We start from the raw sequence: 16,735 nt of genomic DNA, 5'->3' as shown, positions 1-16,735 counted from the left end.
TCACCTACTCACTGGCTTCGCTATGTCGATCGCGTTTGAGTGGATGGTAGAACTCAGCCAACAGTGCGTCCTCTCGAGCCTCCATCACTTCAGCCTCGGCATCGATCTCGTGGTCCATCCCTTTGAGATGCAGGATTCCGTGCACCAGCAGCAATGCCAACTCATCCTCAAGTGAACCATCGTGTCCACGATCCCCGCGATGCTCTGGGGCATACCCTGCTGCGATCGATGGACAGATCACGATGTCTCCAAGCAGCGCGGGTCGCTCTGGCTCAGGCGAGGTCGGCATGGGGCGCCGAGAGTCTACGGCGCCACCGTAGGTCGGTTCGTCCTCTTCAATCGTGAACGAAAGCACGTCAGTCGGTCCACTGACCCCTCGAAACTCGAGGTTCATTGAGGCGATGACGTCCCGATCAACAAAAATCACTGAGAGTTCGGCTGGCCGAGCACGGTACTCTCGATTGGCAATCGCCTTAGCCAGGCGATAAACCAGATCCTCTGCAATCGGGACGTCATCCTGTTCGTTGGCGACAAAAACCTCTAACTCACCACTCACGATCTCGCAGCCTCCGCTTCGCTACGATCATAGGCATCAACTATCGCCGTGACGATCGGATTGCGCACCACATCTCTGGAATCGAGACGGACGAAAGAGACTCCCTCGATACCGGACAACGTTCGCTCGACGTCCATGAGACCGGAGCGACCGCTAGTCAGGTCGATTTGGGTGACATCACCGGTCACCACCGCCTTTGAACCAAACCCGATGCGTGTTAGAAACATTTTCATCTGGCCAGACGTCGTGTTTTGGGCCTCGTCGAGAATGATGAAGCTCGAGTTCAAGGTTCGGCCTCGCATGAAGGCCAGCGGTGCCACCTCGATGACTTGGCGCTCAAAGAGCCTGGTGACGGTTTCGGGGTCCATGAGATCGTAGAGTGCATCATAGAGGGGGCGTAGATAGGGGTCGACTTTTGCGTTCAGATCACCAGGTAAAAAGCCAAGTCGCTCGCCAGCTTCAACCGCGGGTCGAGTCAAGATGATGCGATTGATCCGCTTCTCCTGCAGGGCGGCCACCGCCAGGGCAACCGCGAGATAGGACTTCCCGGTTCCCGCAGGACCGATGCCGAAGGTAATAGTGTTAGCGCCAATCGCCTCGACGTATCGACGCTGTCCGATGGTCTTTGGCCGCACCGGTTTACCAGAGCGGGACCGAGCAAGCTCGACATCGGTCACGTCCTTGGGACTCGCCTCGGCCTCGACCATGTCAATGGCACGTTGCAGCGTCTGAGGCTCGATGGCGTCACCACGATCCGCAATCGCCAACAGCTCGGAAAACAGTCGAATCACAACAGTCGCGTCCGGACCCTCGACGGTGATCTCGTCACCCCGAATGAGAATGCGAGAGCGTGTAAACGCACGCTCAAGAATCCTTAGGTGCTCATCGTTGCGCCCAAGGACAGTTAATAGTGCAGGTGGGCTCGACACACGCAACCTACCCGACATCGATGCCACACTTGCGTTGGCATCAGCCATAGTCAACTTCTCCTCACTCTCCAATCCTTGCATCGATCCTTCTCACAATCCCTCCTGGCCCTGCCGAAGCGCTCCTCATTCGCACGAATCGCCACATCCACAATCAAGGTGTGCACCTACTGGGGCGATGGCTACCTCATGACCACTGCGAGACGACCATCGAGCGACGGTGCGCCTGAAGGCGAGAATGTCACCTCCCAATTGATATTCGCCCTGACCGAGATCGAGGCCACGACAGCCGAAAACGAGCTGACGAGTCGCCAGCGACGTGCTATGCGGCGGCTCGAAACCAGTACCTTCGACGATCTGCTCGTTCATCAGCATCGCGTCCGTCTCCGCCTGTACTCGCACGAGCTGTTGGGCACGATTGATGGGTTTGGCCCGGGCACACTCCGACTGACCACCGATGACCGATCGCCATATCTGATTGCCACGGAGCACATCGACACCGTCGAATTCCTGGCTGCGCAGCTGACTCCAGCGCTGGGCTTGGTCTCGTTCGCCACCGAACTCGAACAACTGACCAGCCAAGGGGCGTGCTGGATAGTCGACACCAACGGACAGACCCACCGGCTGGATCACGTCATCGCACTGGCCGAGGACTACCTGTATTACAGGAGTCATCGCAACGTCTCTTGTGCCGTGCGGCTCTCACGTATTGCCTTGGTCAGCCCAGGACTCCCGATATCACCATAAATCTCAGCACTAGCCTACCATCTGGCGACTTCACCACATCGTTAGTTTGGATCGCCGTTATTGGAAGGCTTCCTTTGGTTTACACTGGGGCCCGGTATGCAAGACGACGGCGACGGTGGGCGACGACACACCGGCTGGCTAACCAGCGACCGGGTCCTGACCTACTTGACGAGAATCCGCCTCGTCAAACTGGTATAAATGCCGCAGATCACCAGGGGCGATGCGACTGCGCTCGACGTAGTCGTCGAGATCCCCATGCTTGAGACGAATGTTGCGACCGATCTGATAGCCCACCAATTGCCCCTCGTCGATCAGGCGGTACAACGTTCGCAACGATACGCCAAGCCGATCAGCCGCCTCTTTCGAGCTGAGCCACTTACCTTCTACCACCAAGTTCCTCCATCTACCACAAGATATCATAGTTCATCAGAGGATGACTTGACACCTCACCGGACGCAACGCTACGATCCTGAGGTGCAAGGACGCACACGCACCGTTCGTTAGGCAACGTGAACAGCGATCCCGACGTAGCCGCTACACAAGGATCGATGCCAGCTGATGGTGCGACGAAATTCAGGGAGGAAACATGCAGTCAATCGATACCCCGCCACGCCCAAGCCGCTCGCGGTGGAGGCAACGAACAAAGCCGCGACGGATTGGCAAGAACCGCATTGACCCAGCTCGACTACGGTTCATCGGGCTCATCACGATGCTCGCGATCGCGGTAGCTACACTTGGCGCCTCACTGGTGCACGAAGCAGAGCGCCCCCCAACCGCCTGGGTCCCCGTCGCCAAGGTCGCGATTCCACCGGGCGAGGCTCTGTTGCCCCAGGATCTGGAGCTACGCAAAACGGTGGTACCATCGTGGCTTGGCCAGCACGTGACACAGGACCCTGAATCGCTCATCGGGACGATCGCAACGGTGGCGATCGACCCAAACGAGATCATCGAGTCCACGATGGTCAGCCACTCTGCACCGACGCCTCCCTTGCCGTTGGTCACCGTAGCGTTGACCAACACCTCGATCGATCCGGCCCTCATCCAAGCAGGAGACCGCGTCGACGTCATCGCCACCTTTACAGCCCCCGGCGGCACGGCCACCACCGAGGTGCTCGCAGCCGACGTACGGGTGAAGTCCTTAGTGACTACCGACCAGACGTATCTCGTCACCGTCAGTGTGACCCACCTCGAGACAGCTTTGGCCATCGACCAGGCGGAACAGGTCGGCAAGGTCGCCATCGTCGGGGCAACGGGTGTGCGAGGCCATGATAGCCTCGAGACCTACCCTCCTGTTGGAGTACCACATGTCGGATAATCCGACTGTCGCGATCATGACCGACGATGCCATCAACGTCATGGCACGACTTGCCTCGGTCGCCGACCAGCTCAACATCGTCTGTCTTTCGTCTCCAGGTGAGTTGACAGCGCTCCGACAGATAGGGATCGTCATCTCCGATCAATCGGTAGCTTGTTATCCGACGATTCGACCCGAAGAGGTCCTTGCGATCAATCCAACCGATCTCGTCGCACTCGCAATTAAACGGGCGACTGACCGAACAGCAACAGCTTGGGCCCACGATCGACTCGCCATAATCGATGACCCAATCACCGAACCAGCACCGCCGATGCGATCGTCCACCGATACCACAGCTGCGTCCACAACACAGCCCGCTCCAATGCCAACAAGTCAGACACCAACGATCAGTCCAGGAGCATTGGATCATGGTGCCTACAGTGATGAGCCCAAGGTGGCCCAAGCGCTCGCACCAACTGATGTCTCTAAGCCCGTCGGAGGTGCCGTTGATCGAGGCGAAGACCAACAACCCAGTGACCACAACCATCGCCAGCAAGCTCTGGGCTCCGATGACGCTGTTGCCCCTATCGCAAACCAGCCCAAGCTCGGTTGTCGTGTCATCCCGGTCATCGGAACTGACCCGAGCCTGAGTGCGGAGGTGAGTTGTCTACTTGCGCAACTCTTTGCTCAAGACGCCACGCAAGAGCCCGAGTGTGGTCAGACCATGTTGGTCGAACTCGACTCACATGGCTTTCAGCGGCTCCTTCACGACACGCCACTTGAGGCCCCTTCAATCGCCGATCTCCTACATGGCTCAAAGCCAGCAATGGATGCCATTGGTGAACCCGTAACCACCCGCGGCTACCGGCTCATTCCCCAGCCGCTACGGCGCCGCCCAACGATCCAGTGCAATCTGGATCGCGTCGATCAAGCCCTGACGATGGTCGCAACAGCAGCCACAACGTTGATCGTTCCATGTGCCGACACCTTCGTAACTACCAGGGCCGGTGACCAAGCAAGCGAGTTAGACCTCTTGGCCGAGGGTCTAGTCGGCGACGCTTCGGTGCTTGTCCTAACCGCTCGAGGGGGCCTCGCCTCGATGTACGGGTTGGTAAACCTCGTGCGCGACGCTCTTCGACACTTCACCAAAGTGCGAGAGATCCTCCTTGGAGTAACCGAACCGCGTGGACCGATACGGCGCGGCCGCGAACTCCACGAGCTCCTAGAAGAGGCAATCCCTGAGGGCATCGCCCAACTGCATACCCTCGAGATCGTGACGCTCCAGGGTTTGGACCTCGACGACTACCATCACGGGGTGCTCGCCTTCCCCGGGCAATCGCTAAGGCCGCTGCGTTCGTTCGTCCACCGGGCCCGTGAGCTACCGCTCGTGGTACCCAGCCTCAAACCAGACCTTGTGGCCCACCCCTACTACGAGCGCATAGACCCGCTGCTGGACTTCTTTGCCAACGTGGAGGCCTAATGCGCTCGAGGGTATACTTCGTCACCATCGAGCCCAAGCTCCCCCTCTTGGACCAAGAACGCGATGGTCGCCAATGTCGATGCCCGTGCCGACCAGGCGACAACCGGGTCTTCGATGCGACCGTAGATCTCCTGGGTGAGTTCAGTCGCCTTGGTGGCCCCGCCCTCGATGAGCGCACGAATCTGGTCGATACGCTCCAGCCGATGGGATCGATAGTAAGCGATCACCTGACGGCCAAGCTCTGCCCCCATGGTTGGCCCATGGCCCGGCGCGATCAAGGCAAATTCAACGCCGTCGACAACGTTCAACGAGTTCAGGTAGTGACGCAGAGACCCGTCGGGGTGCAAAATAGCTGTCGTGCCTCGGCCAAGCAGATGATCTCCGCTCATCAAGACTCCGTCACTGCTGATGTAGCTGACCGAATCGTGGCTATGTCCGGGGGTAGCAACGACATCGATGCCACAGGATTCGAGCAGAGACTGAGCCACGGCCGAACTAGGCATCTCTTCGGCCATGATCAATGGCGCGCGAAGCTCCGAGGCAGCCATCTTAGCGAGTGCCGCATGATCCGGATGAGCATGGGTGGTAACGACCGCCTTGACATCAAGCTGACGGGCATTCACCTCATTGGAGATAGCGCTAAGGTGCTCCAACACCTCGGGACCAGGATCGATCAGCATCGCTCGTCGCCCTTCGATCGCTTTGACCAAGTAGGTGTTGGTTCCATCCAAGGTCATCGCCGACGGGTTTGGGGCAAGAATGCGAACCACCAATCGACTGATCTCGGTGACCCCCACTGGGACCGGGGGGACATGACCAACTCGTGGATCGGCCACCTTCTCCAAACTCACTGCCCTCCTATCTTCTTGTCTCTCGATGTCGTCTTGGATCAAGCCAACCGTTATCGCATCTCGGAGTCAGGCTGTCTCAAAACCAAGTGTTACCCCGGTGGCGATCAACACGCACCACAACGGTTCGTGGCTTGTAAGCCTCGCATCCATAGGCCATACTATGAGCGGGTGCAGGACGCATCCGTTAGAACGTGTCCAAGGAGGGAACGCAACAATGCGGTCGATGACCAACGATGCTGACGAGTTGCTTGGTCGCTGTGCTCTCGTGGAGGGCCGAGTCCAGGCGGTGGCGAAACGTGAACACCTCGACCCCAATGACCGAGCGAGCGCGCAGCGAATCTACGCGCTCGCTCGGTCCGAGGCTGAGAACACGTCGCCAACCCTAAAGCCTTCAGAGGCACCTGGCATCGACAGCGCTCACTACATCGCCGACTATGTGACCCGTAGCATGCTCGGTGCAGGCCCACTCCAGCCGTTACTGGAAGATCCACGGCTCGAAGAGATCATGATCAACGGGCCAAGAGACATCTTTGTCATTCGTCAAGGGGTGGGTCATCTGCGCTACCCGGAGGGCTTCTATCACGACGCACACCTTCGTCGAATCATCGAACGGATCGCAGCTAGCTCACCGGGCTCAAGCAGGGTACTCGACCCATCCGAGGGTATTCAAGACATCAGCTTGGCCGACGGATCTCGTCTCCACCTTGTTCACCCTGAGCTCTCCGCGAACGGACACTTGCTAATCAACCTCAGACGTGTGGCGCGCCACCGGACCCAATCGGATTCACAGCTACCGTTGCACGACTTCCTTGTCGAGGCCTTAGACCAAGGGGCGACGATCCTCATCGCTGGGCAACCCGGATCGGGCAAAACCACGCTAGCGCGGCGGTTGCTTTCACAGGTAGAGCCTCGGAGCCGCGTGGTGATCGCCGAAGAGGTAGCAGAAACGGGAGTCGATCTGCTCAACGTTGCTCACCTGCAGACGCGCAAGGAACGACGCCAGGTTGTCGGTGTCGACCTTAGGACGCTGGTTGCGGCATTCCTACGAATGGCACCGACGATAGCAGTGGTTGGCGAAATTCGGGACAAGGAGGCTCTATCCTTCTTGCTAACGACCACCAGCGGCGTTCCAGGCTTGTCAACCATCCACGCTCGCGATGCACGCGGAGCCTTGACCCGACTACGCCTGCTTGCCGAGCTGAACACGACGGCCATGTCAAGCGCCTCGATGAGCCAACTGATCGCCGACGGCATCGACATCGTCGTCTATCAAGCCAAGGTTGAATCCACGTTCCTCATCACTGAAATCGCGCTGGTAGAAGATGTCGTCACGGCCAACGACCAAACCAACTTCGTAACCATCCCGGTTGACATCCAGGGGGGCGGCTTTGTCTCCCCGATCCCTCACCACGCCCGTCTGTTCCGTCGATACCCAGGACTGCGAAACGTTGGCGCCGTGCACCCGGTGGCTGAGCTCGCATGATCACCATCATCTGCTCTATCATCGTCGCCGCTGGGGCGCTCGTCGAGCTGGGCCACGTCGCGCCTCGTCGACGCAAGGCTTCGCTGCGCATCCAAACGGTACCGATGTTGCTGATGGTAACGATTATCGGCTTGATCGTGTCACCCGTCATTGGGCTCATCACGGGTGCTGCGGCACTCATCGTCGTGATCGTCAACACCTCGCACGCAAACGAGCAATTGGTCTTCTCTCTCTCCAAAGCTTGGCCGACGGTCTTAGACGAGACGGCAACCCGGATGGCAAGCCTCGGCGACGCGTTACCAACAGCTTTCTTCGCTGCGGCGGCGTCGTTGCCCAAACCCCTCGCGAGAGCGGTCGACGAAGGTACGAAACAGTACCAACTCACCGGGGATTTCAGGGTTGCCCTCACGCCGTTGATGGCACAACTCGCCCCCGGGGCTTCGACCGAGACGGTGCGTATGCTGGCAAGCTTGGCTCACGCTAGCGCGAGCGAGACCCAGGCAACACTGGCCCAACTTGGGGACCGCCACCGAGAAGATCACAACCTTACGACCGAGCTACAGGCCAAGCTTTCGGGTGCTCGACTGGCACGCGCCTTTGTCGTGGTTGTTCCCGTCGTGCTCTTCCTGATCGGGATCGTTATCGGGGGAGGTATCCACTCCTATCTCAACCGGCTTGGTCTCACCATGGGTGCGATAGCACTGGTCATGATCACGCTTTGCTGGCTGTGGGCTGATCGGTACCTGACGCCGTTGGACCAGCCCGAGTCGAAGAAGCTCTACGAGTCGCGTCTCTTTCACCTCATGCACTGGTTCGCCCCATGATCGACCGAATGATCCTGCTCATCTCCTGCGGGCTCGTCGTGGCCCTCGCTGCCAAGCTCGCTAGCTTACAACCGACTAATCGCCGTCACGAACGTCTCCTGCGTCACCTACGGCCGGCTGGGGAGCGTCCCACATCAACAACCCGGCCTGTGCTTGACAAGCTGGCCACCGGCTTGCGTAGCGAACTTGCGGTGACGCTGGTGCCACAGACTCCGGCGCAGTATCTGGCAACCATTACCGCCAACGCAACCGTCCTCACCACAGCATTGCTCATTCTGGTCGAGCTGTTGACACCGGACCCGATCTTCATTTTTGTCACCCCCCTTTTCTGGCTCATCGCCGTCGGTCTCCAACGACTTACCCTGCTGGCCGCGGCTCAACAAATGCGTACCTCGCTACGCGACGAACTGCCCCTCCTGCTGAGCGAACTCCAGATATCACTGGAACGTGGTAACTCGCTGACCACGAGTCTGATCGGAATCGCCGAAACAACCCAGACGTCATGGAGATCCCACCTTGTGCGCTGCGCCGCCTCACTCGTTCGCGGTGAGGCGGTTGCCAACGTACTCACGGAACTGGCCACGCTGGCCGGAATCCCCGAGGTGCGCAGGGCTCTCGAACTCCTTGCACTCTCCTGGCAACATCAGGTAGCCCAGAAGTTGATCGCACAACTCCTGGTCCAAGCGAAACTCGATCACCACAACCGCTTGATAGCAATCGCCGGCAAGCGTGAACAGCTGATCTGGATTCCCGTCGCCATCGCGACGCTGATACCCGGCGTGCTTTTGGTGATCGTCCCCCTTGTCGGATCACTGAAGCTGCTCGCGCTACACTGAGGCCATCGTCCAAAGACAAGCGACCCCCCAATCTGGCCAACGCTCACCCTCCCCATGGCAGCGATCAGATCGAATGGACCAGGCAACCATATCCACACAAGACGTGCCACGCTGATCAATAATCTCGGTCAGCACATAGGGCCCTGTTCCAGCGGGCCCGAGATGAGATGTCCGAGCGATGGCGCGCTTGTTCACCACAGGCACCACCCAAGCTGAAGAGGTCCGAGTATTGTCATGGTCGCTCCAGCGCCGTATTCGTGACCCACGTCACGGGGCTCTCATCATCACCACGACTCCGTGGTATCAATGTCCCCAGACGGACCGTGGGGTCAATACCCCATGACGGTCCGAGGGCCAAAATATCGGCTGCTACCATCGACCACGGTTGTCCAAGCGCTAGCAAGCGTTAGGCTTTCCCTGCGATCACATCACAAGGGGGAATCATGTCGAGCAAAAACGCATACCTGGACTACTCCAGTCGATCCGACCGGCTAAGTGGCGGGGCCAGGCGCATCCCGATCTCCACGCCCATCGGCAACTTCAATGTTTGGACCAAGCGCATTGGTAACAACCCTGACCTAAAGGTACTGCTCCTGCATGGAGGTCCTGGGGCCAACCATGCCTACTTTGAGGCCTTCGATAGTTACTTGCCCAACGCCGGCATCGAATACTACTATTACGACCAGCTCGGATCAACCTATAGCGATAAGCCTACGGACCCCTCACTTTGGGAGATCGATCGCTTTGTCGACGAGGTCGACCAGGTCCGCGAGGCCTTGCAACTCGATCGTGACAACTTCGTGTTGCTCGGACACTCATGGGGCGGTATTCTTGCGATCGAATACGCGCTCGCCCACCAAGACCACCTCAAGGGCCTCGTGATCTCCAACATGATGGCGAGCGCCCCCGCCTACAACACCTACGCCGAGCAGGTTCTCATGCCGCAGATGGATCAAGAGGTTCTGGCCGAGATCAAGGCCATCGAGGCGGCCGGCGACACCACGAACCCTCGCTATATGGAGCTTCTAATACCTCATTTCTACGAATACCATACGTTGAGGATGCCAGCGGAGCAATGGCCCGAACCGGCAACAAGGGGCATGGACGACATCAACCAGGAGATCTATGTGTCGATGCAGGGACCCAGTGAGCTCGGCATGAGTGCCGATGCCAAACTGGTGACCTGGGACCGTGTAGCGGACCTTGCGCGCATCCAGGTACCAACGCTGACCATCGGCGCCCGCCACGACACCATGGATCCAGCCCATATGGAGATGATGGCTGGACGACTACCCAACGGCCAGTACCTCTACTGCCCCAACGGAAGTCACATGGCACTCTACGATGACCAAGAGGTCTACTTCGCCGGCCTCCTCGACTTCCTCACCAGCCTCTGACGCTCTAGCCCACCTCCTCTGCTGCTGCGGGCTCAAGGCACGCGCCGCTTGGAATCGACCAGCCCATCAACAACGAGGATCGTCAAGCGCTGCCACACAAGATGGTCGTGTGAAGCCGTCATTCACAACGCGCGCACTGTACATCATAGAGTCAACCAGCGTGTAGCAAACCCCTAATCATTGTCCACTGAATACGTGCAATTAGTGGGCACATCCTGCGGCCTTGGGCACCTCACATAAGGCAGTTCACGATGAGATGTCAACTCGTACCAACCGGTGTCAATCGTGCATGGTTGGTTGCCGAAGAAAGAGAAAATCTTCGACCACGCATTGACAGTGACTAATTGATGCGCTACGATACCTATATTCCAAGGAAGGAGTTGTCATGCTGACAGGGAAGTCGGCTCGAGTAACGTCGGCCATTCATCACGCGATCAATCGATGCACCTTATTCGTCATCTTGTTCATCCAAAATCTTCAGCGATTATTTTGCTTGCTCATCCAGCGTTGTGACGTTGGGGATGAGATGGGTGAAGGGGTAATCTCGACTGCTATCGTCGTCATGATCATGGCGTTTCTCGCCGTGGGGCTCTGGGTCGCGTTCAAGCTCATTCTGCATAACGCGACAAGCTCGATATCGACCCAGGTCTCACAAATTGGCCAATGAGCGCGGGGTATTGCGCTCGTTGGGCCAAACCCTACCCGCTGATACAACCCCCTCACTCATCCACCTACGCAGTCGACATCATCAGTGTTCGCAGCCGCCAAGGCGGACCCAATCACCCGATTCGACCATCGGCGCTGGTACCTCCCATGATCGCGGACCCAATCCGTTCGAACCCAATCCGTTGGAACCAAATGGATATAGGCCACACGGATCTAGGGCACATGGATCTAGGGCAAATGGATCTAGGGCACAAGGTGCAGGGTCACGCGAGCGAGGGTCATCACTCATCACAGCGCTAATCGCCGGAACCATCGGTATCATTTTATTGGTCATTGTCTTCCAGTTTGCGGCCCTCACCATCGCCTGGATTCAGCTCAATGCAACCGCTGATCATGCCGTCACGCTCGCAGCAAGTGATTTAAATTCCGGCGCAACTCAGGCGATCGCAACGGCAGATTCATCTATCTATTCATCGGGGATTTACCAACATCATGACCTCCTTATCGTCTGGAACATCGTTGGACAGTCAGTGGGCCTCACGCTCCGCCACGATGCCTCAATACTCGCAATACCAACACCCATTTCAGCCCAAGCAACGGCCACCGTCAACTAACCTGGTTAACGCACGGTCACCCCACGAAGTGAGCAGACCGGAAGCAGGTTTTATCGACCTGATCACGATGTTGTTTGTGAGCGTGGTCGTGCTTGCCCTGCTCATCCCGTTCGTTCTCGGAACCGTGCGCATCGTCAGTCTCAAGCAACAGCTCGATCAACAAGCGTGGAACCTGCTGAGATCCGCGACGCTCACAGGCGTTGCACCACCCGCTTCGCTTACCATCGACGGCTATCCAGTCACCACGAGTCTGCGAGGGTCTCTCGGCGGCTGTAGCATCGCCGAACTGTCGCTGGCGACTCGTGCCACCTTGCCAGGCCTGTCTATCCTCGGCAAGGAAATCAGCACCTACCCAGTCATTGGTTCGGCGACGATCGCCACCGGCGCCTATCGCAGTCCCGACACCGAAGGATTCAACTGTGCACCAACCACCGAAGGCATCTAACGCTGGTGAGGAGGTGGGGTCGGCCCTCATTCTGTTGCCCGCCATCACACTCATCGTCGTTGTTCTCACCGCCATCGTGATCAACACCGCCGCACTCTACCTCGAACAGCACCAACTCACCGAAGTCGCCGAAGCCTGCGCACTCCGAGGTACGCGTGCCCTAGATCCAACTTCGTATTACTCACAGGGGAGGCTGGCGCTGGATCCGTATCTCGCAACCACAGATATCGATCGCTGCGTCAGTCGAGCAACCACAACGTCCACGCAGATTACCGTGTCCTTCCCGAGCGCACTGAGTCTGACCGTCGCCCTCAGCCAACCCCAACAAGTGCCGCTCATGACACTCCTCGACATCGATCGAGGCACGGTAGCTGCGAAGGCGACAGCCAGCATCGGTCCAGCGACACAATCAGCGTTGGGTCCGCTAGCAACTGGTCGCTGACGACGGCGCGACTCACCGTTTCCGATCGCCTGTCGCTCCCGGTCAAGCGACCGGGGTTCTGACGGCTAAGGTGACTGATGTGATCAACCAAGCGCGTCAACCTGTTGATGCCCACCTCAGTGAGAACCACCGCAAGCTCGTCGTCACAGCCTCGCTCGGATCGCGGCTTGGCCTATCGTGCCATGGCCCGATCGCTAGTATCGATTTGCCTGAACCATCGGTTGGCCCGACGGTCGAACTGACAACTGGCGAAACCACCTACATCATCGCGAATCGGCGCATTCCTCTCGATGGCGCTACCAACTTCCGTGATGCTGGTGGTCGGGTATCCCTAGACGGAACGTTCGTTCCATGGCGCACTCACTACCGCTCAGAAAATCTTGCGAAGCTCACGACTGCCGACTGGGGAGTCCTTGAAGAGCTCGGCATCGACATGGTTCTCGATCTTCGTCATGGGGACGAATCAGGTCTTGCTCCAACACACGCACCGTCCAGTATCGAGATCGTGCAGATCCCGATCGTTGGCAACCTTAAGGGTTTTACCGACGCCACCACAGCGCTCCTTGAAGGCAAGATCGACACCATCGACGACGCGGCGATGCGCGACATGTATCTCGATCTGGTTCACCAACATCGTGGGGACTTACTAGAGGCGTTTAAACTCTATCGTGACCATGAGCAACCCATCGTGGTTCATTGCACGGCAGGCAAGGATCGCACTGGGATCGTCGTGGCCCTGTGGCAACTGGCGATGAACATCCCGGTGCGCGACGTGCTTGACGACTATTCACTGTCATCGTTATATCGCACCTTGCCTCGCTTTGTGACACTCCGCCCGGCCTTGCGCACGGCCAATGTCAACCCCGGCAATATTCATAGCTACATCGCCACCCAGCGCGAGTCGCTCCTGGCGGCACTCGGGGCCCTTGACATTCCAATCACCTGCTAAATCCAAGGCCTAGCGCACGAGATCAACCCAGCTTGCGACAGCCTGTCCAGTGATACACCGGTACCGGTCGCCATTGTGTAGCCTCGAGCTCGCGCTCGACACTCGGGATCATGCCCACCAAGGACCCATGCTGGCGACACGGTACCGCCAGTGATCACCCATGCAGCGACTCCAGCACGCCACCACCGAGGTACAAGCATCGCCACGCTTACCTGGAATCGAGTGATCAATGACCGTCTTTGGCGATGACCCCTTTTGGCATCAGACCATCGGTCAATCCGTCCGGCCCAAACCACTAGGGTCAAACGCACCCGGGCCAGACTCACCTGGATGGGGCTAGCTGACCAATAAACCCGATGCCCCAACACGTTGACCATCCACACACGATGGCACTCGATTCTCACCAACGAGCGCTCGGACATTCTTGGAGCAGTACCGCGTCCAGCTAGAGCCTCCAAGCCAACACGAATCCACACGCCGCGCTGCCAGAGGGCTAGGTCCATCTCGCACCAGCGCAGCCAGGTCCAAACGTCCGATCCAGCTTCAGACCCCTTTACGACCACACGGCGAACTCTCCCTGGTGACTCGTTGCCTTGGAGCAACCGACCAGCCGAATGTCTCGGTGATGGCATTCCCTCCATTCATTATGTCAATTCCAACATCTGGCAAAGCTATTTGCGACTGCAATTATCGATCTTTTGGCTGCTAGCTCGAGTTGTCGCTGCTTGTCCACCCACGGCTGCAGCCGCCGTCCATGTCCAGTGAAGGGTGTAATTGACAACTTGCGACCACCCGGCTACGATTTGATTGACAAAGGGGCAACTCCTCAGAACCATACGGGGATGGGTCTGCTCGATACTACAAGGGGGAGAGATGACCGACGATGGCGCAACCATAGAGGCATTGTTTTCGGAAGGCAGGACGTTCGAGCCACCAGCACACTTAAAGGAAAGTGCAGCCATCAACTCTGAGGAAATCTACCGTGAAGGTGAGGACTACGAACGCTACTGGGCCACACAGGCAGATCGTGTCTTGTGGCGAAAGCGCTGGGATCGAGTGCTTGACTGGTCGAATCCACCTTTTGCAAAATGGTTTGACGGGGCGACGCTCAACGTCACCGAAAGTTGCTTAGATCGTCACGTTGCCGCGACACCCGACAAGGTGGCATATTACTTTGAAGGCGAGGAGGGTGACACACGGACGCTCACCTATGCCGACCTGTTGGCCGAAGTTTGCAAGCTTGCCAACGGCCTCGCATCCCTTGGCGTGACCAAAGGTGATCGGGTCGCTATCTACATGGGAATGGTTCCAGAGTTTCCGATTGCACTTCTGGCCTGTGCCCGCCTTGGGGCGGTGCACTCGGTGGTCTTTGGTGGATTCTCGCCGGATGCCTTGGCTGACAGGATCAACGACGCCCAAGCCAAAGTCGTCATCACCTGCGACCAGTCTCGACGTAAAGGACAGCTCGTCGAACTGAAGGCCTTCGTTGACCGTGCCGTAGAAAATGCATCTTCGGTTGAACACGTTGTCGTAGTCGAACGTACCGGCAACAACGTGGCAATGCAACCGGGGCGCGACATCACCTACGCGGCACTCACAGCTGACCAACCGAGCGTTCGCGAAGCAACGGAGACCTCCAGTGAAGACCCACTGTACATCCTCTACACCTCAGGAACCACCGGACGACCCAAGGGAATTCTGCACACTACCGGCGGCTATCTCGTTGGCGTCGCCACTACCCATGCTGAGGTATTTGACCTCCGCCCCAACGATGTCTACTGGTGCACCGCCGACATTGGCTGGGTGACCGGACACAGCTACATCGTCTACGGCCCGCTAGCCAATGGGGCAACCAGCGTCATTTATGAAGGGGTGCCCGATTACCCGGATAAAGACCGCTACTGGTCGATCATCGAAAAATACAAGGTGACTCAGCTCTACACCGCTCCGACATCGATTCGCACCTTCATGAAGTGGGGTACGGAGTTCCCCGATCGTCACGACATGTCCTCGCTCCGCATCATCGGAACCGTCGGCGAACCGATCAACCCCGAGGCATGGATGTGGTATCGCAAAGTGATCGGGCACGATCGCTGCCCTATAGTGGACACCTGGTGGCAGACCGAGACCGGCAACATGATGATTGCCCCTCTGCCCGCCGTCACCGTCGCCAAGCCTGGCTCTGCGACGCTTCCACTCCCGGGTATTGGAGCCGACATCGTCAACGAAGATGGCGACTCGGTCCCGTTTGGAGGCGGTGGCTACCTTGTACTGACCCATCCATGGCCGGCAATGGCGAGAAACATCTATGGGGATCCCGACCGGTTCGTGGACACCTACTGGTCACGGTTCTCAGACTCAGCCAAGGGCATATGGCGTTACTTCGCTGGTGATGGCGCCAAGCGCGATGAGGATGGCTACTACTGGCTCCTTGGGCGCGTTGATGACGTCATGAACGTCTCGGGTCATCGAATCTCAACGCTTGAAGTGGAATCGGCGCTCGTCGATCACCCAGCGGTCGCCGAGGCCGCTGTGATCGGGCGCAACGACGCAATCACTGGCCAAGCAATTGCCGCGTTTGTCACCCTGCGTTCTGGCGTTGAGGGTAACGATACGTTACTCCTTGAACTTCGCGATCATGTGGCTGACAAGATTGGAAAGATCGCTCGCCCGGCATCGATCGTGTTCACTGATGAACTACCGAAGACGCGGTCCGGCAAGATCATGCGCCGACTCCTGCGTGATATTTCGGAGCAACGAAAACTCGGTGACGTGACCACCTTGGCCAACGCTGATGTGGTCCAGGAAATCGCGAACCGTTCTCAGTCGATGCAGGCTGCCAACCAAGAGTAGGCAAGAATCGAGGACGGGCCGCCAATATCGGTAACAGGTCCCTAGTCAACTGCCTTGACGGTCGTCGGGTTTAAACGGGACACAGCAGGCAACCAGCCTGCACGAGGGGGAGACGTTAGGCGTTAGTGGGTTCATTGTAAACGATGGATATCCGGTGCGCTCGATAGAAGAGTTATTTGGGGGGGCTGTGGAAGTAGCGTCAACGCACGCATGCTGTGCATCGCAACGGGCATCACCGCACAGGGAACGAGCGCAACCTGGTAGCGCCACTTGCTATCGGGTTTGGCCCGCTGTCTTATGGGGGCGCCTATTGAGTTGACCATGAAGACTCTCGTACACAAACAGGGTCAACGAAGAGAAAAGCAAAAGTAG

General features: G+C 58.1%; 17 protein-coding genes. 13 read left to right on the top strand and 4 right to left on the bottom strand.

All coding sequences use genetic code 11. The features are described 5' to 3' along the window. Positions 1-4: 4 nt before the first annotated feature. The gene (gene ybeY / locus MP439_02315; protein ID MCI2974895.1) at positions 5-556 is read right to left on the bottom strand and encodes an rRNA maturation RNase YbeY; all 552 of its coding nucleotides are present in this window, start codon (positions 554-556) and stop codon (positions 5-7) included. Next, the gene (locus MP439_02310) at positions 553-1,566 is read right to left on the bottom strand and encodes a PhoH family protein (protein ID MCI2974894.1); all 1,014 of its coding nucleotides are present in this window, start codon (positions 1,564-1,566) and stop codon (positions 553-555) included. Before MP439_02310 ends, ybeY begins: the two co-directional genes overlap by 4 nt. A 105-nt stretch (positions 1,567-1,671) precedes the next feature. On the opposite strand from MP439_02310, the gene MP439_02305 reads away from it, so the two are divergent. After that, a complete protein-coding gene (locus tag MP439_02305) occupies positions 1,672-2,229 on the top strand; it encodes a hypothetical protein (protein MCI2974893.1) in 558 nt (185 codons plus the stop codon). 138 nt (positions 2,230-2,367) lie between these two features. Here the strand turns inward: MP439_02305 and MP439_02300 are convergent, their stop codons facing one another. Further along, entirely contained in the window at positions 2,368-2,619 is a 252-nt protein-coding gene (locus tag MP439_02300) for a helix-turn-helix domain-containing protein (GenBank protein MCI2974892.1), read from the bottom strand. 196 nt (positions 2,620-2,815) lie between these two features. On the opposite strand from MP439_02300, the gene MP439_02295 reads away from it, so the two are divergent. Together MP439_02295 and MP439_02290 are read left to right on the top strand one after the other, a co-directional pair. Beyond that, the gene (locus MP439_02295; protein ID MCI2974891.1) at positions 2,816-3,544 is read left to right on the top strand and encodes an SAF domain-containing protein; all 729 of its coding nucleotides are present in this window, start codon (positions 2,816-2,818) and stop codon (positions 3,542-3,544) included. Further along, positions 3,534-5,003, top strand: coding sequence for a hypothetical protein (locus MP439_02290; GenBank protein MCI2974890.1), 1,470 nt, complete (start codon positions 3,534-3,536; stop codon positions 5,001-5,003). Before MP439_02295 ends, MP439_02290 begins: the two co-directional genes overlap by 11 nt. On the opposite strand, the gene MP439_02285 is transcribed toward MP439_02290, so the two are convergent. Next, entirely contained in the window at positions 5,000-5,854 is an 855-nt protein-coding gene (locus MP439_02285; GenBank protein MCI2974889.1) for an MBL fold metallo-hydrolase, read from the bottom strand. The two genes, MP439_02290 and MP439_02285, sit on opposite strands and share 4 nt — an antisense overlap. Before the next feature lie 214 nt (positions 5,855-6,068). On the opposite strand from MP439_02285, the gene tadA reads away from it, so the two are divergent. The 10 genes from tadA (at position 6,069) to acs (ending at position 16,363) form a co-directional block, all read left to right on the top strand. After that, positions 6,069-7,337 carry a Flp pilus assembly complex ATPase component TadA gene (gene tadA, locus MP439_02280; GenBank protein ID MCI2974888.1) on the top strand — a complete coding sequence of 423 codons (1,269 nt, stop codon included), beginning with the start codon at positions 6,069-6,071 and terminating at the stop codon, positions 7,335-7,337. Then, positions 7,334-8,161 carry a hypothetical protein gene (locus tag MP439_02275; GenBank protein ID MCI2974887.1) on the top strand — a complete coding sequence of 276 codons (828 nt, stop codon included), beginning with the start codon at positions 7,334-7,336 and terminating at the stop codon, positions 8,159-8,161. The genes tadA and MP439_02275 overlap by 4 nt, the downstream gene beginning before the upstream one ends. After that, positions 8,158-8,997 (top strand): hypothetical protein, encoded by an 840-nt coding sequence (locus tag MP439_02270; GenBank protein ID MCI2974886.1) that lies wholly within the window; start codon positions 8,158-8,160, stop codon positions 8,995-8,997. Before MP439_02275 ends, MP439_02270 begins: the two co-directional genes overlap by 4 nt. Positions 8,998-9,440: 443 nt before the next feature. After that, positions 9,441-10,394 (top strand): proline iminopeptidase-family hydrolase, encoded by a 954-nt coding sequence (locus tag MP439_02265; GenBank protein MCI2974885.1) that lies wholly within the window; start codon positions 9,441-9,443, stop codon positions 10,392-10,394. A gap of 385 nt (positions 10,395-10,779) precedes the next feature. After that, positions 10,780-11,061 carry a hypothetical protein gene (locus MP439_02260; GenBank protein ID MCI2974884.1) on the top strand — a complete coding sequence of 94 codons (282 nt, stop codon included), beginning with the start codon at positions 10,780-10,782 and terminating at the stop codon, positions 11,059-11,061. 325 nt (positions 11,062-11,386) lie between these two features. Then, a complete protein-coding gene (locus MP439_02255; GenBank protein ID MCI2974883.1) occupies positions 11,387-11,674 on the top strand; it encodes a hypothetical protein in 288 nt (95 codons plus the stop codon). Between the two features lie 28 nt (positions 11,675-11,702). Further along, positions 11,703-12,119, top strand: a complete 417-nt coding sequence (locus tag MP439_02250; GenBank protein MCI2974882.1) for a hypothetical protein — start codon at positions 11,703-11,705, stop codon at positions 12,117-12,119. Then, positions 12,094-12,561: a pilus assembly protein TadG-related protein gene (locus MP439_02245; protein MCI2974881.1), complete on the top strand. Its 468-nt coding sequence runs from the start codon at positions 12,094-12,096 to the stop codon at positions 12,559-12,561. Before MP439_02250 ends, MP439_02245 begins: the two co-directional genes overlap by 26 nt. Before the next feature lie 79 nt (positions 12,562-12,640). Further along, on the top strand, positions 12,641-13,510 hold the full coding sequence (locus tag MP439_02240; GenBank protein ID MCI2974880.1) for a tyrosine-protein phosphatase: 870 nt from the start codon (positions 12,641-12,643) through the stop codon (positions 13,508-13,510). An 873-nt stretch (positions 13,511-14,383) separates the two neighbouring features. After that, entirely contained in the window at positions 14,384-16,363 is a 1,980-nt protein-coding gene (gene acs, locus MP439_02235; protein MCI2974879.1) for an acetate--CoA ligase, read from the top strand. Positions 16,364-16,735 lie beyond the last annotated feature (372 nt).

Origin of the sequence: Ferrimicrobium sp. (genome assembly GCA_022690815.1) — a bacterium.
Classification (GTDB): Bacteria; Actinomycetota; Acidimicrobiia; order Acidimicrobiales; family Acidimicrobiaceae; genus Ferrimicrobium.
The sequence above is the reverse complement of the archived record's forward strand: the minus strand, read 5'-3'. Positions and strand labels throughout refer to the sequence as shown.

Bases quoted from the DNA above. Each gene is read 5' to 3' on its own strand.
- MP439_02310 (MCI2974894.1), bottom strand. From the start codon at position 1,566: ATGCAAGGATTGGAGAGTGAGGAGAAGTTGACTATGGCTGATGCCAAC.
- MP439_02305 (MCI2974893.1), top strand. From the start codon at position 1,672: ATGACCACTGCGAGACGACCATCGAGCGACGGTGCGCCTGAAGGCGAG.
- MP439_02295 (MCI2974891.1), top strand. From the start codon at position 2,816: ATGCAGTCAATCGATACCCCGCCACGCCCAAGCCGCTCGCGGTGGAGG.
- MP439_02290 (MCI2974890.1), top strand. From the start codon at position 3,534: ATGTCGGATAATCCGACTGTCGCGATCATGACCGACGATGCCATCAAC.
- tadA (MCI2974888.1), top strand. From the start codon at position 6,069: ATGCGGTCGATGACCAACGATGCTGACGAGTTGCTTGGTCGCTGTGCT.
- MP439_02275 (MCI2974887.1), top strand. From the start codon at position 7,334: ATGATCACCATCATCTGCTCTATCATCGTCGCCGCTGGGGCGCTCGTC.
- MP439_02270 (MCI2974886.1), top strand. From the start codon at position 8,158: ATGATCGACCGAATGATCCTGCTCATCTCCTGCGGGCTCGTCGTGGCC.
- MP439_02265 (MCI2974885.1), top strand. From the start codon at position 9,441: ATGTCGAGCAAAAACGCATACCTGGACTACTCCAGTCGATCCGACCGG.
- MP439_02260 (MCI2974884.1), top strand. From the start codon at position 10,780: ATGCTGACAGGGAAGTCGGCTCGAGTAACGTCGGCCATTCATCACGCG.
- acs (MCI2974879.1), top strand. From the start codon at position 14,384: ATGACCGACGATGGCGCAACCATAGAGGCATTGTTTTCGGAAGGCAGG.